Below are 18,978 nucleotides of genomic sequence, written 5' to 3'. Positions count from 1 at the left end.
ACTTCGCCCCCTGAACTCAAGCATGCGAAACAGTGCTGTCGCGGGTTTATTACTGGTGACCCTTACCCTGTCCGGCTGCAGCAACACGCTGTCGGGTGCGGGTCCGTACAAGGGCGATATTGAAAGCAAGAACACCACGTATGACCTGGTGGACATCAACGCGAGCACCATCGCCCCCTTCATGCGCCCAGCCGCCAAGCCGCCCACCGCAACCATCACCCGTCCGGTTGCGTCGACCGTACGCCTGATGGGCGGTGACGTGATCAACGTACTGATCACCGACAACGCGCCGGCAGGCTCTGCATTGTTCGCACCCCTGTCTACCGGCGGCACTCAACTTAAAGTGCGCATCGACGCGCAGGGGATGATCTCCCTGCCCTACGTCGGCCATCAGTTGGTCGCGGGCATGACCCTGATCGAGGTCGAAGACATGATTCGTCAAAAACTGAAAGGGGTAACCTCGGACGTGCAGGCTCATGTCGATCTCGTTGGCGATCTCTCCGGTTCCGTGCTGGTCGCGGGCGCAGTAAAAGCACCGGGGCGTTTCTCTACCCTGCAAGGTCCGCTGACACTCCTGGACGCCATCAACCAGGCCGGTGGACCGGTCATGGAACCGCATCTGGTCAACGTGACCGTGCGTAATGGTAGCCAGGTCACCACCCTCAATTATGAAGAGGTGCTGGCCGGCAACAACTTCGTTCTGAAACCCAATTCAGAAGTGATTCTGGACCGTTCCCGCCAGCGCTTCGTGGCAATGGGCGCCGTGGGTGACCCTGGCTTGCATGATCTGCCCGCTCAAAACACCAGCTTGCTGGATGCTTTGGGCTCCGTCGGTGGTTTGAAAGAGGCCAATGCGAACCCAAAAGGGGTTTTCGTATTTCGCATGGGTGACGCCAGTTCGTCACAACCGGCCAAGCCAATCGTAATGCGCATTGATATGCGTGACCCTGCTGCGATCTTTTATGCCAGGCAAGTCGTGCTCAAACCAGACGACACTATCTATGTGACTAACGCTGCGGTGTATGAGTGGCAAAAAATCATCGGCCCTATCGTGCAAACCCTCGTACTTGGCCGCGCTGTGGGTATGAGCCAGAACTAATCAGGCGACGCCCAACGCCTGCGTGACTGTCGCCTTGAAGAATATCGAGGCAACAGGAAAACCCATTTTTATCTGAGTGGAGTGTTTGTTGGGCCCGTGATTTTGGTACAGCTCTAATACATTAAAAGACAGGGATGTCACATCCAGGTCTTTCTATAAGCTGGCTCAAGGATTGCCCCTATAAGAAACACTCCAGTAGATGCCAAGGAATTTAAATGAACATCCTTTTCTATCTGGAGCCCGCCATCGAGCTGGGTAATCCTGAGTTTCGCTATGCCACGTTTCGCAGTTCCATCGTTCCCCAAATCACCGCGCTACGCGGCGCTGGCGTCAAGATCCACAGCATAGTAAGCCAGGTCATTGCCGAACGGGCTCTACGCGACGGGCACGTCACAGCGCTCGGATCGTTATCGACAATAGATCCCTTAACCTGGACCGAGGGCGAAAACACCCTGGAGCGCTCGCTCAGGCATCAAGCCAAAAACTACAAAGAAGGCGAACACACACGCCTTGGCGACCTGCTCAAAGCAGGTATCCCGACAGGCTTCGAACCCGACATCATTATTGTCTGGGAATCCCCAATGGCGTGCCTTGGGGACATTTTTCCCAAGGCACGCATCATCTATCAGATGCCTGGCTTTTTCTCCCGTTCCCCATTCGCGTCTCTTGTAGCCTTTGATACTGGCCTGCTAGGCGACAGTACTTTTCCCGCCAATCAATCAGTCGACCAAGCAGAAATAGAAGCCCTCGACAGATTGAGAGACCATGAAGCTCGGTTCCTGAGTTCTGTGGCCCCGACACAGATACCGATCAGCGACCTGAAACAACGCTTTCGTAGCGTGATCCTGTTGCCACTGCAGATCGACGGCTACTTCATGATCGACTCTGTATTGGGGCGTCGCAGCCAGTTCGATGTGTTGATAGACATCATGAATCACATGCCGGAAAACCAGGCGTTGGTGGTGACCAACTACTGGTCCGGGCAGACCCGCAGTGCGGTATTGACTGAACACAACATCAGCTACCTGCGCTCGCGCTTTCCGAACTTTGCTTACTTCGAAAACTTCAACAAAATACCGTCGGTGTCGCAGTTGCTGGTCCCGGAGATGGACGGGGTAATTACTATCTCCTCCTCCCTTGGCTATCAGGCAGCTTTCTGGCAAAAGCCTTTACTGACGCTTGGCGCCAGCCACATCACTCCGTTCGCCACAGCCAACGACTGGAACGAATTCTTCGAACAGGTCACTGCTGGCAGTCCGATCGTGCGCGATGATCTGATCATTTCAACCATCAGTTCCCGACACCTGCCCGCGAAGATGCTTGCAGAGGATGGTAAAGGCTATGCAGGCTGGCTTCAGAAAGTCGCAACCCGGCCCGCTGGCGACTTCCCGAGCTGGACCGACGACGAACCGGTCGCCGAAGCGCTCATGGCGCTTCGACGCGAACCTGAGTACCTGAAACAACTGGGCTACTTCAACCAGATACGCGAAGAGTCTTCAATGGACCACTGCCGGGAACTTTCACAGCAGATTCTGCGGTACCCCATCATTTCGTTCGATGTGTTCGATACGCTGCTGTATCGCCCGTTCAAATCCCCTTCAGACATGTTTGAATTCATGTCCGAAGAGGTGCGTCATATTTGTAGTATTCCCTCCCTGGATTTCCGCGCTGCCAGACGCGCAGCGGAGAAAGCCGCCTTCGAGGACGCTATTGCACGCGGTGATGGCGAGACCCGGATCGATGAAATCTACCAGGCTTTCGCAGAACAAACGGGCGTAGGCCAGGCAGTGGCAAAGCGCGTCCAGCAACTGGAAATGCAGATGGAAATGGACATCCTTTATCCAAGGCTGTCCGGCGTCAAGGCATTCAACGAAGCCCGTAGCCTGGGCAAGCGCATCATCATTATTTCCGACATGTATCTGCCCCGTGACTTCCTGGAAGCCATCCTGAAAAAGAATGGTTATGAAGGCTATGAGCGCTTTTACGTATCGTCTGAAGCCCGAGTCAAGAAACACAACGGTAGACTGTTCGATCACGTCCTTGAAGACCTCAATGTAGATCCGAAAACGATTCTGCACGTGGGAGATAACGTCGCTGCCGACGTCGTGCGAGCCAAAGAACGTGGTATCAAACCGTTCCACTTGGTCAAAGCCTCAGAAGTCTTCGCTGAGTGCGACAGCTTCACGACTCCTTGGTCTCGTGATGAGGAACGTCACTCTCTCGATTGGAAAATGATTCTCGCGGTTGCGGGCAACCGATTCCATGACAACCCGTACCTGCCTCATCGACGCGGGACACTGTTCTGCGGCGACCCTTGGCGCCTGGGTTATTACGGCCAAGGTCCAATGCTCCTGGGCTACACCAAATGGCTGATGGAAAAAGCGATCCGTGACGGTGTAAAGCGTCTTTACTTCTTGTCTCGCGACGGCTTGATCATGAAGGAGGCATACGACCGTATAGCCCAACACTATCCTGGCGCACCAAGCAGTCACTACCTGCTTTGCTCGCGCAGAGCGGTGAATCTGGCCAAGGTACGCGACGAACATGGCGTCATGGACCTACTGCATGTGGACTTTGCCCGTACCACGGTCCAGCACCTGCTCTCCTCCCGCTTTGGTCTTTATCCGGCAAGTGTCCCAGTCGATATTCTCGCCAAACATAATCTGACCCTCGAAACGATCGTCACCCAAAAACATCAAGGGATACTTAAGCCGCTGTTCCTTGATCTTCTGCCGTTGATTGTCAGTGCTGCGGGTACAGAGCGCGATAACTACCTCGAATACCTTCAAGGCACGGGGCTGCCTGATGAGGGTGAGGTTGCTTTGGTGGACATCGGCTACGCCGGCACCATGCAGGAATCTCTGTACCTGCTGACTGATCGCCAGAAACTGTTCGGTGGCTATTATCTGATGACCTTCCGCCAGGCCCTGAAACGCGTAGATGCCTATGGCATGCCGATCAAAGGTTACTTGGGTGAGTTCGTGGATCGTCATGACACCCACCACCCGTTCTGCCGCAACGTGCCACTCTATGAAACGCTCTTCAGCAGTGTGGACACGTCCTTCGTTCGCATGGATCGCGACTGGAATGGCCACCTGACACCGATCTTCATGGATCGCCTTGCCGGCGAAGCAAAACGCGAGGAGGTGGTTCACCGTATCCACAAAGGCGCAATCAGCTTTATTGAAGATGCAGCACGCATCTTTGGCAACCACTTGAAAGCCCTGGATATCGAGCCCGTTAAGTCGCTACGCGTACTGGAAAAATTCTTCAGAGACCCGCATCCGGTTGATGCTCGGATGTTCACAGGCCTCGTTTTCGAGGATGCCTATGGTGGTGCGGGTTTAAAGATAGTTCTTCCAGAAGAGAATAATTTAGAAGCGAATTGCGTCTGGAAAGCGGGTGCCGACGTATTAAAAAGAAATAAAAAAACAACAAAATCATCGTCAGAAACGGGCGTTACCGCTATCAAAGATAAGCAAAAAGGAACGCGTGTTGAGCATATTGTTATCCGGTGGCTGGTGAGGAAAACCTCGAACGATAGCAAATTCAAAAAATTTGAATTCACCCCCAAAAAATTCTTTGCCGATTCAAAATCGGCGCATGTAAAACTGCTGGGCAGTATTTATATGTACCGCCAACCCCATCATTGAGGAGGGCGCTCAACCGATTATCATTTTCGAGAAAAACGACCCTGTCTCAATGGAACGCCCGAGGTATTTACTATTCCTCTAAGTGCTGCGACAGCAAGTGTCCGACAACCAAAGCTTGGGGCATGAGGGGCGCGGAGTTCGCTGAACGCCCTCCATGAACCTGATGGTCCTATCGTCAACCACTCGACATTTCCAACGCACAGTTCGCCTTCCCTGGCGCACAACGGCTCGCGCCCCCCTGGCAGAAGCTCAAGCAAGCGCTTTTCGCGCTACGTTGGCTACAGGAGTGACAGGGTATAGCTAAGGATTAAGCGGTTTTCATCTTGCTCGTTTTGACCAGGGATATTGTTACGCCACATGGCGTTTCTCCACATCACGCCGAAACCTTTCAGTGTGCCTTCGGGCACTACATAACCCACGGTGAGGTCACGTTCCCATTCGCTGGCACTTTGAGTGGTCGGCGTCTCGATGCTGTCGCCTTTCAGGTACACAACGGCGGCGGTTGCACCCGGCAGACCGACCGCAGCAAAGTCATAGCCGTAACGAGCTTGCCAAGTCTTCTCGCCGGCCCGAGCGAATTTCTGGATCTGCGCGTCGGTAATGGTGCCATTGGACGAGCCGTCACCCTGGTTTAGCCAAGGAAAGTCGCTGTCGCCGTTGCTGGCCTGATACCCTCCCCCGAAAGTGTGACCCGCAACGCTGTACAGGAACAGGCCGCTATACAGGTTGTTGTCGACCTTGCCTTTGACAACTTTTCCACCATAAAAACCAGTGGTGAAGTACAAAGGATCGTGACTGTTGGCACCATCATCCTTGCTGTTGAAGTAACGAAGGTCGCTCTTCAGCACGCCTGGACCAATGGTCAAATTGTGTACCAGACCCAGGAAGTTCTGCGTGTAGAAGTCTTCCAGACCGCCGTAGTAGTACTGCAATGTCAGGTCTTTGGTCAGCGCGTAATCGCCGCCAGCATAGATGAATTTATTGCTACTCCTTCCGGTAGCTGTCGTGCTGTTGGCGCCATTAATGGACAAGTTTTTATCGTTGGTGGAATTACGGCCTTTCACTTCTTCGATCTCACCGCCAATCAACGTCAGGTCGGCGATATCGGAAGACGTTATCTGGCCACCCTGCCATGTTTGCGGCAACAGACGAGCATCGTTGGACACGATGACCGGTAGTTTCGGCATCAAGGTACCCAGCTTCAGTTCGGTGTTGGATATTTTAGCTTTGGCGGTTAAACCTAAGGACGCAAATTCGTCAACAGCGTGGCTGCCTTCCGTTGGAAAAACGATACCGCCGGAGGCAGAACCCGACAAATTACCGTGTTTCGCAGGGCTGGAGTCCAATTTAACGCCCAACATACCCAGTGCATCGACACCAAAACCAACCGGACCTTGAGTGTAGCCCGACCTGAAGTCGAGTATGAAACCTTGGCCCCACTCAGCTTGATAGTTATTATTTTTCGGCGTCAAAGCAGCACGGTTGTCTTGGTTGATGTAAAAGTTACGTAGTCTCAGGTCGGCCTTGCTATCTTCCAGAAAGCCATGCTCCGAGACGTCATCCGCATGAGCCCCCAAGGATAATGCCGCGAGCGCGACGGCCGCCGACAAGGTTTTCTTGTACATAAATATTCCTAACTACTTAATAGGTTTTTGTAGAGAGCGCTGCTTATCAGCAACAGCATGTTAGACGTTACGTACTTATAATGTCTAAGACCTATACGATAGCTACTTATGCATTAAAACCGCCTAGTACAACTATAGTATTAAACCAGACGAAAGTTTAATAGCATTTACGGCGACAACAGCCACCTGTTTCGTTGATGGAGGCGCTCAGTCCTTCAGCTCGGCAAGCCCCAGATGCTCACGCAAGGTCGAACCTTCGTAAGCTCGGCGGAATAGCCCTTTGCGTTGCAGATGCGGAATCACACTTTCGGCGAATTCGCTGAATGATCCCGGCAGATAGCCTGGGGAGATCACAAAGCCGTCGCATCCGTCGCCGAGGAACAGGTCGGCCAGTTGATCGGCGATTTGCGCACCGGTACCCACCAGTTGCGGCACGCGAACGCTGCTGGCAAAAATGCGACCCAGTTGTTCCAGCGTGGTTTCCGGGCCCTGCATCAGCAGCTTTTCTGCAGCGGCGGGATGAATCAGCGGCGACTGGACGATTTCGGCCAGGGTCGCGGACAACGGGAATGGTGACAGGTCGACATTCAGTTGCGAGGCCAGCGTTACCAGACCCAGTTCGGGACGTGCCAGCGCGTTGTGTTTGTCACGCTTGGCTCGCGCTTCGGCCTCGGTGCCGCCAATGAACGGCATGACCGCCGTCAGCACCTTGCAGGTGTCGGCATCGCGACCCTGTTGCACGACCTGAGCACGGACGTCGTCGCGGAAAGCGCGCATCGCGCTCAAATGCGGATGAATGGTGAAGATCGCCTCGGCCCAACGCGCACCGAAACGCCGACCTCGACCGGACGAGCCTGCCTGAATAAGCACAGGTCGCCCTTGCGGCGTGCGCGGAATATTCAGCGGTCCTTCAACCTTGAACCATTCGCCACTGTGCTGAACTGAGTGGATTTTCGACGGATCGGCCAGCACTCCACTTTCCCGGTCCAGCTTGAGCGCGTCCGGCCCCCAGCTGCGCCACAGCTTCAACGCCACTTCGACGAATTCGTCCGCGCGGTCGTAACGCAGGTCATGCTCAAGGTGCTTATCCTTGCCGAAAAGACGCCCTTCACTGTCGTTCATCGAGGTGACGATGTTCCAGGCAGCACGCCCCTTGGACAGGTGATCCAGGGTCGCGAATTCCCGGGCGATATGCGCGGGCTCGTAATACGTGGTGGAACGGGTTGCACCCAGACCCAGCTTACGGGTCTGCCCTACCAGATAAGACATGATCGGCAATGGGTCCAGGCGTGTCGCGTCTTGGGCACCATAACGCAACGCCAGATCGCGGGAGCCACCCATCTGGTCGCCGACCGCGAGGCGATCGGCGAAAAACAGGAAGTCGAACAGCCCCTCCTCCACCACGTTGGCGACGCGTGCGTAGTACTCGGGGTCGAGGTAATTACCGATAGTTTCCGGGTGACGCCACACCGCGTGACTGTGGATGACCGGTCCGGTCAGCAAGAACGCGGCCAGGTGAATTTGACGACTCATAACAACTCTCCAAAGGAATAGAAGTGATCTTCTTACTTTGCCTTCGGGGCCCAGACGGTGATGTCGGAAACCTTAATCGGCTTGGGAATCAGCTTCGTCGCGTAATAGGTTTCAGCGATACGTTGCTGCTCGGCCAGGTCATTGACCTTGACCGGTACGATGTCGTAGCTGCGACGGGAGTTAGCCAACTCGACCGTGGTCGGCGGGATATTGCCCCACAGCGGCCCGAGCGCCTGCGCGGCCTCTTTCGGGTGCGCTTTGACCCACTGCCCGGTCTCGCGCAGGGTATCGAAGGTCACTTGCAACACCTCCGGATGGGCCTTGGCGAACGTCGTCGTTGCCAGATAGAAACGGTTGTAATCGGCTACTCCACCCTTGCCATCAGCCAGCACGCGCACGTGATGATCCAACTGTTGAGTCGCCAGGAACGGATCCCAGATGGCCCAGGCATCGACATTGCCGCTGGCGAACGCAGCCCCGCCATCCGGCGCTTCCAGGTAGCGCGGCGTGATATCGGCAAGCGTCAGTCCGGCTTTTTTCAGCGCCGAAATAAGTAGATAGTTACTTCCCGAGCCTTTCGAGACGGCAACGGTCTTGCCTTTCAGATCGGCGACGCTATGGATCGGTGAATTGTCCTGGACGATGATCGCCTGCGCGCTGGGCGACGAATTCTCCTGCGCGTAGTAGGTCAGCGGTGCATCGGCAGCCTGGGTAAACAGCGCGAAGGCGTCCGCCACATCGGCATGCAGATCGACACTGCCAGCGTTCAGAGAACTGAGCAGACCGGTGCTGAATTCATGCCAGTTGACGGTGAAGCCCAAGGGTTTCAGACGCTCTTCCAATTGGCCGTTCTGCTTGAGCAAAATCCATAGCGTCGAGGACCGCTGGTAACTGATATCGATGGCTTGCTGTGCATGAGCTCCCGCGGCGGCGAAGAGCAGACTGGCGGCGACGATAAGTTGTTTCAACTTCATGAAAAGCCTTGGGGTGAGAGAAGTCGTAGGGGCTGAGCAAATAACGGAGTCAGCGGTGTTGCGTCTGGCGAGGATCGAGGGCCGGGCCTGAAAGCAAAATTGATTATATTAATGATTGATGATTATGAAAGAACCATATAGTTCTATGGTTATTCCAGAGCAGTAATCGAGCGGGCCGGTGGCTTCTTCAGGTCAATTTTGACCACGCCGCTGCGTACCGTTGGCAGCAGGCTGAAGCTGGCGCAATAAACCCCGTTGAGTCACCACTGTCCTTCGAGGGTTCAACGGGATTTATTGGCCAGTCTATGTTTACGTTTTATCAGAAACCCTAATCAAAAATCTCCACAACTCCCACCACTTCATCACTGCCATCAGCCGTCACCGGTAGCGCGCGTATTTTGTGATCGAGCATATAGGCTTCGGCTTCAGAGAATTGAGCATTGGCCTTAATGGTGTGCGGGTTCGGCGTCATGAAGCTGGCAACGTTCGAGTTGACCACTCCGGGGTTGACCAGCAATGCACGGCGCAAATCGCCATCGGTGACGATGCCAACCAGTTTGTTCTCATGCATCACCACCGCCAGGCCCAGACGACTGGAGGTCATGACCAGTAGGCAGTCGTGGAAGCGGGTGTCCAGCGCTACGTTAGGTATGACCGTTTTCATCACGTCGCTGACACGCGTCAGCAATTTACGACCCAGGCTACCGCCGGGGTGGTAGCGCGCAAAGTCCACCGGTTTGAAGTCCAGCGCTTCGATCAGGGCCACTGCCAGTGCATCGCCCATCGCCATGGTCGCCAGGGTCGAGGTCGTGGGCGCCAGGTTGTTTGGGCACACTTCCCGGTCTACGGAGATGTCCAGCCAGACGTCTGCATGCTTGGCCAGGCTCGACTGGCCGTTACCGGTCATGGCGATGATCTTGTTACCGAAGGATTTCAGGCTTGGGATCAGCTTAATGACTTCTTCGGTTTCACCGCTGTAGGAGATCATGATCAGCACGTCGATAGGCTTGAGCATGCCCAGGTCACCGTGAAAAGCTTCGGCTGGGTGCAGAAACAGGCTCGGAGTACCGGTGGAGGCAAAGGTCGCGACCATTTTCTGGCCGATCAGGCCTGACTTGCCCATGCCGCAAACTGCTGCACGCCCTTTGCACGCCAGGATCATTTCAACGGCACGCTGGAACTCACCATTGATACGCTCGGCAAGCTGGCTGATGGCTTGAGCTTGTGTGGTCAGTGCTTCTTTAGCGATTGGAAGGTGATTCATGGGAAAGCGATCGGTCCTTGATTAATAAGGGCGCATGTTAGCCACTCTGTCTCTATGCGGAAACCACTAGCACGTCGCTATCATTTCTAGTCCGGAATCGCCTCCATCGTGAGCGCCAATGTTGATTTACGGTGTTTATTTTAAACGCCCGAGCTGTTTTTGCCACATGGATCACCTGCGCAAGAATCTGTTCCTCTCGCCGCAAGGCCTTCAGTTACGGGGGGCTCACGCTGGCATTGCCTGCGGCAGGAGACATTTTTTGAGTACCCGCAAAAAAGATCGACTGCCGTTACGCCAGAGAATATTGGTCTGTGTACTCATTTCAAAAAAAGCCACTATCTGTAGGATCCTTCAACATTTTCTAACAATCTATTCACAAAGTACGGGATGAGAAATTCATAACGTGTATTACTATTCGCGCCTGCATGGATAGGCCCCTAACAACCTTCCAATTGCGCACCTGTTTTTTTATATTTACCCTCAATTGGAATGTCCGCTTCTTAGCCATGGATGACGATTTATCGCCGCGCCCCTGCTTGCTGATCTTGTCGAAAGGCGCGCACCGCATCACTACCCTCCCCCAATTGTTACCCGATTACCGGCTGCTTTGCGGTGCCGTGCGCGATATTCAAAAGGCTGATGCGGTATTGGCTTGGGGTCGCAAGCCCAGCGCGCTGTTGGCGCAACGTGAAGCGCAAAAATCGGGGCTGCCAGTGCTGACGGTTGAAGACGGTTTTCTCCGCTCAGTGGGTCTGGGTGCGGATGAATCGCCATTGTCTTTGGTGGTCGATGACCTGGGTATTTATTACGACGCTACCTTGCCATCCCGATTGGAAACACTGATCCCGCGCCCATTGAGTGAGCCTGAGACCGCACGTGCCCAGACCTTACAGACGAGCTGGCAGCAGGAACGGGTTTCCAAGTACAACGATGCGCGTATCGAGACGCTGAGCTTGCCACCCCATTGCGTACTGGTGGCCGATCAGACGCTTGGTGATGCCTCATTGCAGGGCGCAAGCGCCGCTGATTTCCAGCGCATGCTGCACGTGGCTTTGGATGAACACCCGGACTGCACGGTGTTGCTCAAGGTGCATCCTGATGTCGTGGCCGGGCGTAAGCGCGGTCACTTCGACATCGCCGAGCTGGCGCATCAGCCACGGGTTCAGGTGATTTCCCGGAACATCCATCCCGCCGAGCTATTGCCTATGATGCGGGCCGTTTATGTGATGACCTCACAACTGGGTTTTGATGCATTGCTCTGGAATGTGCCGGTGTACACGTTCGGCATGCCGTTTTATGCAGGCTGGGGTTTGACCCTCGATGCCCAGCCAGCCCCAGCCCGCCGGCAACCCGTGACGTTGGAGCAACTGATCCACGCCGCACTGGTGGAGTACCCGCGTTATGTCAGCCCGGAGTCCGGGCAGCCTTGTACCCCGGAGGTGCTAATGGCTTGGTTGGGCCTCCAGCGATGCAAACGCAGCAGCCTGCCCGAAACGATTCAGATGCTGGGCTTTACTCAGTGGAAACGGCCTCTGGCACAGCAGTTCTTCAACGGCTCGTCGATCCGTTTCGTCAAAAAGGTCAGGCGATTGAATAACTCCGAGCACGTGGTGAGCTGGGGTTGCAAGCATGACGACGACCTGCTTGTTCGTGGTCATCCGGTAAGCCGGGTCGAGGACGGCTTTTTGCGCTCGGTAGGCCTCGGTGCGTTGAAAAATCGCCCGTTATCCTGGGTGGTCGATGATCTGGGTATCTATTACGACGCGACGCGTACTTCGCGACTGGAATACATGCTGCAACACCAGACCTGCGAATCCGCGCTTCTCAGCCGCGCGACTGCATTAAGGGAAGCCATCTGTAAGGCGGGCATAACCAAGTACAACCTGCCCGGCACCCAATGGAAACGACCTGTGGGGGTCAATCACATCATCTTGGTAACGGGGCAAGTCGAGTCGGACGCCTCGATCCGCCTCGGTGCCAATCAGGTCCGAAGCAACTTGCAACTGCTGCAAGCGGTACGCAAACGCCATCCGAAAGCCTGGTTGCTGTACAAGCCGCACCCAGAGGTATTGGCCGGGACACGAGCGCAAGGCGCAGACGAAAACCTCACTGTCGACTGGTGCGATCAGGTGGTGGGCAATTCACCCTTTCATGAATTGCTTGCGGAGGTGGACGAGGTGCACGTGCTGACCTCCCAGTCCGGCTTCGAGGCGTTGCTACGCGGAGTGCCGGTAACGACTTATGGGCAACCTTTTTATGCCGGCTGGGGTTTGACCATTGATGTCGATATTCATCCGAACGTCCAGGCTCGTCGGCTAAGGCGCCTGAGCCTGGACGAGCTGGTGGCCAGCGCGCTGATCAGATACCCCACGTATGTAAGCCGCATTACCCAACGCTTTACCACCCCTGAACAGACACTTCTGGAATTGCAAGACTGGCATGACCTGCCCGCGCAAGGAGAGCAAAGAGAATGGCGAAAAGTATTTCAGCGTTTAGTCCGCAGCTTTTTGAAAAGACCGCTGCCGAGCGACTGACGTCCAAAGCCTTTGCTCCACGCCATTTGAGGAAACCGCGCAATTCGTTTCTGTTCTTGCAAGGCGTGAGTTCGCCATTCTTTGCCCGACTGGTCCAAGCGTTGCGCAATGAAGGGCAACAGGTAAGGTCGGTCAACTTCAATATAGGAGATACCCTGTATGGTTCTGGCTCGCGCGTCTTTTATTCATCCAGACCGGAGCAGCTTAAGGACTTTTACAGCGAATGTTTCCGCAAGCACAGCGTCACCGATCTGGTGTTGTTTGGTGATCGGCGCCCGGTGCACCAGCCTGCGGTACAACTGGCCAAGCGTCTGGGCATTCGTGTGCATGTGTTCGAAGAGGGTTATTTCAGACCCTACTGGGTGACCCTTGAGCGGGATGGGGTGAACAACCACTCTCGACTGCCCCGGGATCCGGAATGGTATCGGGAGGTGGGCAAACACATTCCGCGTTACCAGAATGGCAACGCGTTCCGTCTGTCCTTTACCTCCCGCGCCTTTCACGATGTGATGTATCACGTGGGGGGCGTACTGAATAAAGTCTGCTTCCCGCATTACCGCACGCACGCGCCCTACAACGCCGCCGTCGAGTACAGTGGCTACATCCGCCATGGCGTACGACTGGTCCAGGCCAAAGCTCGCGATGCCGATGTCATCCGCCATGTCACGAGCAACCCGCGCCCGACGTTCCTGCTGCCCCTGCAACTGGACAGCGATGCACAGATCCGTGATCACTCTCAGTTCGCCAACATGAGCGAAGTACTGCATCACGTATTGTCTTCGTTTGCGGCCAATGCCCCTGGGGATGCCCGGCTGGTGGTCAAGAACCACCCGCTGACGCCTGGCCTCGTCGACTACCACCGCATCACGCGAGTGATGGCCGGGCAGTACGCTATCGCCGACCGGGTCGACTTCCTGGAGAGCGGGCATATGCCGACGCTGTTGTCCCATGTCGCCGGGGTGGTCACGGTCAACAGCACGGTGGGCGCCTCGTCTCTCCTGCACAACCGGCCGACTTTTGTCCTGAGCAACCCGATCTATGCCATGAAAGGCCTGACTCACGAAGGCAGCCTTGACGACTTCTGGCGCACGCCGCAAGCGCCCGACTCAACGTTGTTCCAGCGCTTTCGCAATACGGTCATCCACACCACTCAGGTCAACGGCGGTTTTTACACCCGCTGTGGCATCGACATGGCGGTGAGCAATTCGCTGGAAGTCCTCATGGCCAAAACTTCAAGAATCGAACAGTTCCTATGAAACGCTCCACGCCGCCACGCTGCGTTCTTATTACCGGAGCCACAGGAGGTATCGGAGGCGCGCTGGCAACCGAATATGCAGCCCCTGGGGTGACATTGATCCTGCAAGGGCGCCGTGTTGATCGTCTGGAGGAAATGGCCCTGGCGTGTCGCGCGGCAGGTGCCAGGGTGATGCTTGAACCGCTGGATGTCCGCGATCTGCCAGCCCTGCGCACCGCGATTACCCGGATCAGTGAAACCGAACAGCCAGACCTGATCATCATCGGTGCCGGGCTGAACACGGCCATCGGGCCCAACGGCGAGGCGGAAGAATGGACCGCGACCCAGGCCCTGATCGAAGTCAACGTGTTGGCGGTCATGGCCACAGTGGATGCCGCACTGCCCGCCATGCGCGTACGCCGTAGCGGCCAGATTGTGCTGTTCAGTTCCTTGGCTGGCTGGCGTGGCCTGCCCTCCACACCTAGCTACAGCGCGAGCAAGGCGGCGATCAGAGCTTACGGCGAAGCCATTCGCGATTGGCTTGCCCCTGAAGGCGTGAGGGTCAACGTGATCATGCCTGGCTATGTCGAATCAAAAATGTGCTTCGAAATGCCTGGGCCCAAGCCCTTCTTATGGGTAGCGGAAAAAGCCGCCCTGCGCATTCGAAAGGGCCTGGCGGCAAACCAGGCGCGTATCAGTTTTCCCTTCCCCTTGAACCTCGGATGCTGGGCCCTGTGCGGGATTCCTCCATGCATGTCGTCAATGATTTTGCGATGGCTGGATTATGGTGTTTGAGACGTTGAATACTCCTATTTACTGGGTTTTGCTGCTGGGTTTTGTGATTTCCTGCCTGATCGAAGCGCTGCTCGTGCCCCGTCCGCGACTGCGTCGGCCAATCCGTGGCTGGCTGCTGCACGCCGGTATCTGGAGTGTTTCCCTGGCCCTGGTCTATGGGCTGACGGGGCGGCCCTATTTCAGCGCAATCAACGTGCTGTGTATCTGGATGTTGATCGTGCAAGTGAGTAACTCGAAATACCACTCGCTGCGAGAGCCTTTCGTGTGTGCCGATTTCGAGTATTTCACTGATGCCGTGCGTTTTCCGCGCCTGTACTTGCCCTTCTTTGGCATCGGCAAGGCCATCGGCCTGGGATTGGCGTTTGTCGCCTACCTGGTAGGCGGGTTGTATGTCGAATCTGCGACCTCCGGTGCAACGGTCGCCTGCAGCCTGATGTTAATGGCGGGTGTAGTGCTGTTGGGTATGGGCAGTTGCAAGCCGTTGCGTCCCAGTTTTGAAGCCAGCCAAGACCTTCAACGCTGGGGCCTTGTTGCCAGCCTGTGGACCTATTTCTGGGCGGCACGCCGTAACGTGGACATCCATGCGTTGCGTTCTCCCTTTGCGCCTGCCAGTGCGCCGTCATCATCCACAGCCGAGCGCCCGGATCTGGTCTCAGTGCAGAGCGAATCATTCTTCGATGTCCGTCGTTTGTGGCCGGGCATCCATAAGCACGTGCTCAGTCACTTCGATGTGCTGCGAAGTGAAGCGTTGGTCGAGGGGCGCCTAAAGGTGGCGGCTTGGGGCGCCAATACCGTGCGCACCGAGTTTGGCTTTCTCACGGGCATCGGCGGTGATCGTCTAGGGGTACACCGCTTCAATCCCTACCGGCTGCTGGCCCGCCAAGGCATACCGAACATTGCCGCACACTTAAAACGCCAGGGTTATCGCACGGTCTTCATCCACCCGTACGCGGGCAGTTTCTATGGCCGCGACAAGGTACTGCCAGCGCTGGGCTTTGATGAGTTCATCGATATCCGCAGCTTCGACGACTCGCAAAAAGCGGGGCCCTTTATCGGCGATTGCGCCGTGGCCGAGAAAATCATAGCGTTGCTGAACGATCCACTCCGTACCCAACCCCTCTATATTCATGCAGTGACCATGGAGAACCACGGCCCGCTGCATCTGGAAAGCGTTACCCCGGACGAATTACCACGTTGGTTCGATCGTCCGCTGCCGGAGGGCTTGCGCGACCTGGCACCCTACCTGCGCCATATCGCCAACGCTGACCGCATGCTCGGACAATTACGCGACACCCTGCTCAAACAGCCACGACTCACTGGCCTGTGTTTCTTCGGCGACCATGTGCCTATCCTGCCGGACGTCTATCAGGCGCTGAGCGCTCCCGATGGAGATACCGATTACTTCATTTGGTCCAATCGGGCGACCAGATATGGCGTTCACAAGGACATGGCGGTGGAAGATCTGGCCAGCGCCTTCGTCGAGCGCAGTAGTTCTCACACAGCCTGCAAGGAAGTCGGTCCGTGACATTACACACTGAGCCATTGGTGGACGGTCCGGGCCGCGTCGGCATTATGTCCCAATGGGTGGCCTGGAAAGTGTTGCATCTACCCACGTTTCTTTCTCCGGAAGGACGTCCCTTCTGGCTCTGGCGCCGTGGTCTCAAGGCGCCCAAGGGCCTGAAAGCCATCGCCGGAATCGGCTACAAAAACTCCTCGGCCCAGGCACGAATGTTGTGCGAGCGCTGGCAATTACCCTATATCGCACTGGAGGACGGGTTTTTACGCTCTTCCTCGCTGGGCGTCGAAGGCGACGCCCCCCTGTCGATGGTGGTGGACCCTATCGGCATCCACTATTTGGCCGATCGCCCTTCACAGCTGGAAAACCTGCTGCAACGGCCTGCGCAATTGACGGCGGCAGAGCTACAGACCGCCCATGAACTGATCGCGCTGATGAGAAGTACCGGCATCGGCAAATACAACAACGCCCCCGATCTGGATGCTGAGGATTCGCTGGGAAAAAGCACCCCACTGGTGCTGGTGGTGGATCAGACCTACGGCGATTTTTCCATTTCCGGTGGAGGACTGTGCGAGGCGGATTTCGTCCGCATGCTCGATGCAGCGCTGACCGAAAACCCCGGTGCGGATGTACGTGTGCGTATCCACCCTGATTGCGTCAACGGATACAAAAAAAGTTGCCTGCTGGAGGTGGCGCGGACACGTGGCGTACCACTGGAAAGCCGGCCATTGTCCTGGGCCTCTCTGGCTCGCCGCGCACAGCGGGTTTATGTGGGCACCAGCCAGGCCGGGCTGGAGGCGCTGATCCAGGGCATACCGGTGACGTGCTTCGGGGCGCCCTTCTACGCGGGCTGGGGTTTGACCGATGATCGCCTTGCCGTACCACGCCGACAGGCACATCCAAACCTGGAGCAGTTGGTGGCGGCCGCCTATATCCGCTACTGCCGCTACGTCGATCCGTTGACCGGCCAACTCACCGATGTGATGACCGTCGCCCGCCATCTGGCGCGACAGAAAGCTCAAGACATTGCGTTCGCCGGGCCGATAACGGTGCTGGGGGTCAAGCGTCACAAACAGCACACTGTCCGTCGTTTTCTGCACAGTCGCTGGGGGCGCCTGAGTTTCGCCAGCGATCATCCAGAGCTTTTACCGCGCATTGCCGCCAAGGGTGGCAAGCTGGCCGTCTGGGCGGCCCGCGAACCCATCGACCTACAGGCCCGAGCCACAGCTCACAATGTGCCACTTTGGCGCATTGACGACGGTTTTCTGCGCTCGTCTGGCCTGGGTATCTCACCCGAACCTCATCCGCGCTGCCTGCCATTGCGCAATTACCTCTCGATTATGCTCGGCATCGAAGGGCCTGTGCGACGCAACTCCAAGCCGTCTTGCAGCCTTAAAGACGTTTGAGCTCTTCAGCCACAGCGTCCACGGTCGCGGCGATCTGCTCCTCGCTGTGCTCGCACGAGACGAAAAAGCGTAACCGGGCGGCTTTCTCTGGCACTGCCGGGTAAAGAATCGGCTGCGCATTGATCCCGCGCTGAAACAGGGCGCTAGACAGCTGCGCGGCTTTGAGCGAGCTGCCAGTGATGACCGGGATAACCGCCAAACCGGCGCTGGTCGCCACATCCAGGCCCGCCTCTTTGGCCAAGTGCAGAAATTGCTTGCCCCTGGCCTGCAGCAATTGCACTCGATCCTGATCTCCTTTCATGCAGCGCAAGGCGGCCAAAGCTGCCGCAGCCACGGGTGGCGGCATGCCAACGCTATAGAGAAAACCCGGAGCGAGAAACTTCAGATGCTCCACCAGCGCCGTATTGCCAGCAATGTAACCCCCGCAGCTGGCCAGGGTTTTGCTGAGCGTGCCCATCCAGATGTCCACATCACTACCGGCCAGGTCGAAGTGCTCGCGGATACCTTTACCTGTGCGCCCCATCACCCCCAATGAGTGGGCCTCATCGACCATCAGAAAGACCCGATGTTTGTGTTTAAGCTCGACAAAGCGCGGCAGGTCCGGATAGTCGCCGTCCATGCTGTAGATACCTTCGAGCACCACCAATACGCGCTCGAAATGCTGGCGCTGATCGCCTAATAGCCGGTCAAGTGCCTGCCAGTCGTTGTGGGCGAAACTCAGACGACGGGCGCCGGACAACTGAATACCCTGCAGAACACTGTTGTGAATCAGCTCGTCATGCAGGATCAGATCGCGCGGTCCAAACAGATAACCGATCGAGGTGACGTTGGTGGCATGACCACTGACAAAGGTGATCGCGTCATCCACGTCATACAGCTCAGCCAGCTCGCGCTCCAGTTCGCGGTGCAGCGGACGATCGCCAGAGACTGCACGACTGGCTGACACCGAGGTGCCATAAAGATCAATGGCCGCCTTGGCCGCTTCAGCCACTTGAGGGTGACCCGAGTAACCCAGGTAGTTGTAGCTGGCATAATTGACGTACGAGAGACCGCCGATCATGGTCTGCGCGCCCGCCAGGCTTTGGTGCAGCTTGAAAAACGGATTGGTCAGGCCAACACGTGCCGCACCGTGCAGCATGACCCGCAGTTGTTGGTAGCCTGGGTGCTGCTCGAACCGGTAAAACTGTTCCGGCACAGCAGCCGCTGCATTTTGCGCCTCCTCCAGAGAGGCGCTCGGTGCCTCGCTGCCGGCCTGACGCATGCGGCGCTTCAATGCTTGCTGGATCAGTTGGTCTTTCATTGAAGAGCCCAGCCCTGATGAAGATTTAGCGGTCATATTCAGCCA

General features: G+C 56.4%; 12 protein-coding genes. 7 read left to right on the top strand and 5 right to left on the bottom strand.

What is annotated here, in order from left to right:
* Positions 1 to 22 precede the first annotated feature (22 nt).
* Both AC1ME2_RS25355 and AC1ME2_RS25350 read left to right on the top strand, forming a co-directional pair.
* Entirely contained in the window at positions 23 to 1,099 is a 1,077-nt protein-coding gene (locus tag AC1ME2_RS25355) for a polysaccharide biosynthesis/export family protein (protein ID WP_480437815.1), read from the top strand.
* Between the two features lie 215 nt (positions 1,100 to 1,314).
* Positions 1,315 to 4,752, top strand: coding sequence for an HAD family hydrolase (locus AC1ME2_RS25350; RefSeq protein ID WP_480437812.1), 3,438 nt, complete (start codon positions 1,315 to 1,317; stop codon positions 4,750 to 4,752).
* Positions 4,753 to 5,030: 278 nt separating this feature from the next.
* Here AC1ME2_RS25350 and AC1ME2_RS25345 read toward each other — a convergent pair whose 3' ends face one another.
* From AC1ME2_RS25345 to AC1ME2_RS25330, 4 genes are all read right to left on the bottom strand, one after another.
* A complete protein-coding gene (locus AC1ME2_RS25345) occupies positions 5,031 to 6,377 on the bottom strand; it encodes an OprD family porin (protein WP_480437809.1) in 1,347 nt (448 codons plus the stop codon).
* A gap of 207 nt (positions 6,378 to 6,584) precedes the next feature.
* The gene (locus AC1ME2_RS25340; protein WP_480437807.1) at positions 6,585 to 7,910 is read right to left on the bottom strand and encodes an LLM class flavin-dependent oxidoreductase; all 1,326 of its coding nucleotides are present in this window, start codon (positions 7,908 to 7,910) and stop codon (positions 6,585 to 6,587) included.
* Between the two features lie 32 nt (positions 7,911 to 7,942).
* Positions 7,943 to 8,884, bottom strand: coding sequence for an aliphatic sulfonate ABC transporter substrate-binding protein (locus AC1ME2_RS25335; protein WP_480437805.1), 942 nt, complete (start codon positions 8,882 to 8,884; stop codon positions 7,943 to 7,945).
* 328 nt (positions 8,885 to 9,212) lie between these two features.
* A complete protein-coding gene (locus AC1ME2_RS25330) occupies positions 9,213 to 10,148 on the bottom strand; it encodes a KpsF/GutQ family sugar-phosphate isomerase (RefSeq protein ID WP_480437802.1) in 936 nt (311 codons plus the stop codon).
* 506 nt (positions 10,149 to 10,654) lie between these two features.
* Between AC1ME2_RS25330 and AC1ME2_RS25325 the strand changes: the two genes are divergently transcribed.
* From AC1ME2_RS25325 to AC1ME2_RS25305, 5 genes are read left to right on the top strand one after another with little or no spacing between them, the layout of a single operon-like run.
* Entirely contained in the window at positions 10,655 to 12,682 is a 2,028-nt protein-coding gene (locus tag AC1ME2_RS25325) for a capsular polysaccharide biosynthesis protein (protein WP_480437800.1), read from the top strand.
* A complete protein-coding gene (locus AC1ME2_RS25320; protein WP_480437798.1) occupies positions 12,619 to 13,938 on the top strand; it encodes a capsule biosynthesis protein in 1,320 nt (439 codons plus the stop codon). The genes AC1ME2_RS25325 and AC1ME2_RS25320 overlap by 64 nt, the downstream gene beginning before the upstream one ends.
* Positions 13,935 to 14,711, top strand: a complete 777-nt coding sequence (locus tag AC1ME2_RS25315) for an SDR family NAD(P)-dependent oxidoreductase (RefSeq protein ID WP_480437795.1) — start codon at positions 13,935 to 13,937, stop codon at positions 14,709 to 14,711. The genes AC1ME2_RS25320 and AC1ME2_RS25315 overlap by 4 nt, the downstream gene beginning before the upstream one ends.
* A 4-nt stretch (positions 14,712 to 14,715) precedes the next feature.
* Positions 14,716 to 16,236, top strand: coding sequence for an LTA synthase family protein (locus tag AC1ME2_RS25310; protein ID WP_480437793.1), 1,521 nt, complete (start codon positions 14,716 to 14,718; stop codon positions 16,234 to 16,236).
* Complete coding sequence (locus tag AC1ME2_RS25305; protein WP_480437791.1) at positions 16,233 to 17,633, top strand: capsular polysaccharide export protein, LipB/KpsS family; 1,401 nt, start codon at positions 16,233 to 16,235, stop codon at positions 17,631 to 17,633. Before AC1ME2_RS25310 ends, AC1ME2_RS25305 begins: the two co-directional genes overlap by 4 nt.
* Here AC1ME2_RS25305 and AC1ME2_RS25300 read toward each other — a convergent pair.
* Positions 17,620 to 18,969: an aminotransferase class I/II-fold pyridoxal phosphate-dependent enzyme gene (locus AC1ME2_RS25300; RefSeq protein WP_480437789.1), complete on the bottom strand. Its 1,350-nt coding sequence runs from the start codon at positions 18,967 to 18,969 to the stop codon at positions 17,620 to 17,622. The genes AC1ME2_RS25305 and AC1ME2_RS25300 overlap by 14 nt on opposite strands.
* Positions 18,970 to 18,978 lie beyond the last annotated feature (9 nt).

The sequence above is a fragment of the Pseudomonas sp. ASL9 genome (genome assembly GCF_056680335.1).
The sequence above is the reverse complement of the archived record's forward strand: the minus strand, read 5'-3'. Positions and strand labels throughout refer to the sequence as shown.

Coding starts and splice junctions, on each gene's coding strand:
- AC1ME2_RS25355 (WP_480437815.1), top strand. CDS start 23: ATGCGAAACAGTGCTGTCGCGGGTTTATTACTGGTGACCCTTACCCTG.
- AC1ME2_RS25350 (WP_480437812.1), top strand. CDS start 1,315: ATGAACATCCTTTTCTATCTGGAGCCCGCCATCGAGCTGGGTAATCCT.
- AC1ME2_RS25345 (WP_480437809.1), bottom strand. CDS start 6,377: ATGTACAAGAAAACCTTGTCGGCGGCCGTCGCGCTCGCGGCATTATCC.
- AC1ME2_RS25340 (WP_480437807.1), bottom strand. CDS start 7,910: ATGAGTCGTCAAATTCACCTGGCCGCGTTCTTGCTGACCGGACCGGTC.
- AC1ME2_RS25335 (WP_480437805.1), bottom strand. CDS start 8,884: ATGAAGTTGAAACAACTTATCGTCGCCGCCAGTCTGCTCTTCGCCGCC.
- AC1ME2_RS25330 (WP_480437802.1), bottom strand. CDS start 10,148: ATGAATCACCTTCCAATCGCTAAAGAAGCACTGACCACACAAGCTCAA.
- AC1ME2_RS25325 (WP_480437800.1), top strand. CDS start 10,655: ATGGATGACGATTTATCGCCGCGCCCCTGCTTGCTGATCTTGTCGAAA.
- AC1ME2_RS25320 (WP_480437798.1), top strand. CDS start 12,619: ATGGCGAAAAGTATTTCAGCGTTTAGTCCGCAGCTTTTTGAAAAGACC.
- AC1ME2_RS25315 (WP_480437795.1), top strand. CDS start 13,935: ATGAAACGCTCCACGCCGCCACGCTGCGTTCTTATTACCGGAGCCACA.
- AC1ME2_RS25300 (WP_480437789.1), bottom strand. CDS start 18,969: ATGACCGCTAAATCTTCATCAGGGCTGGGCTCTTCAATGAAAGACCAA.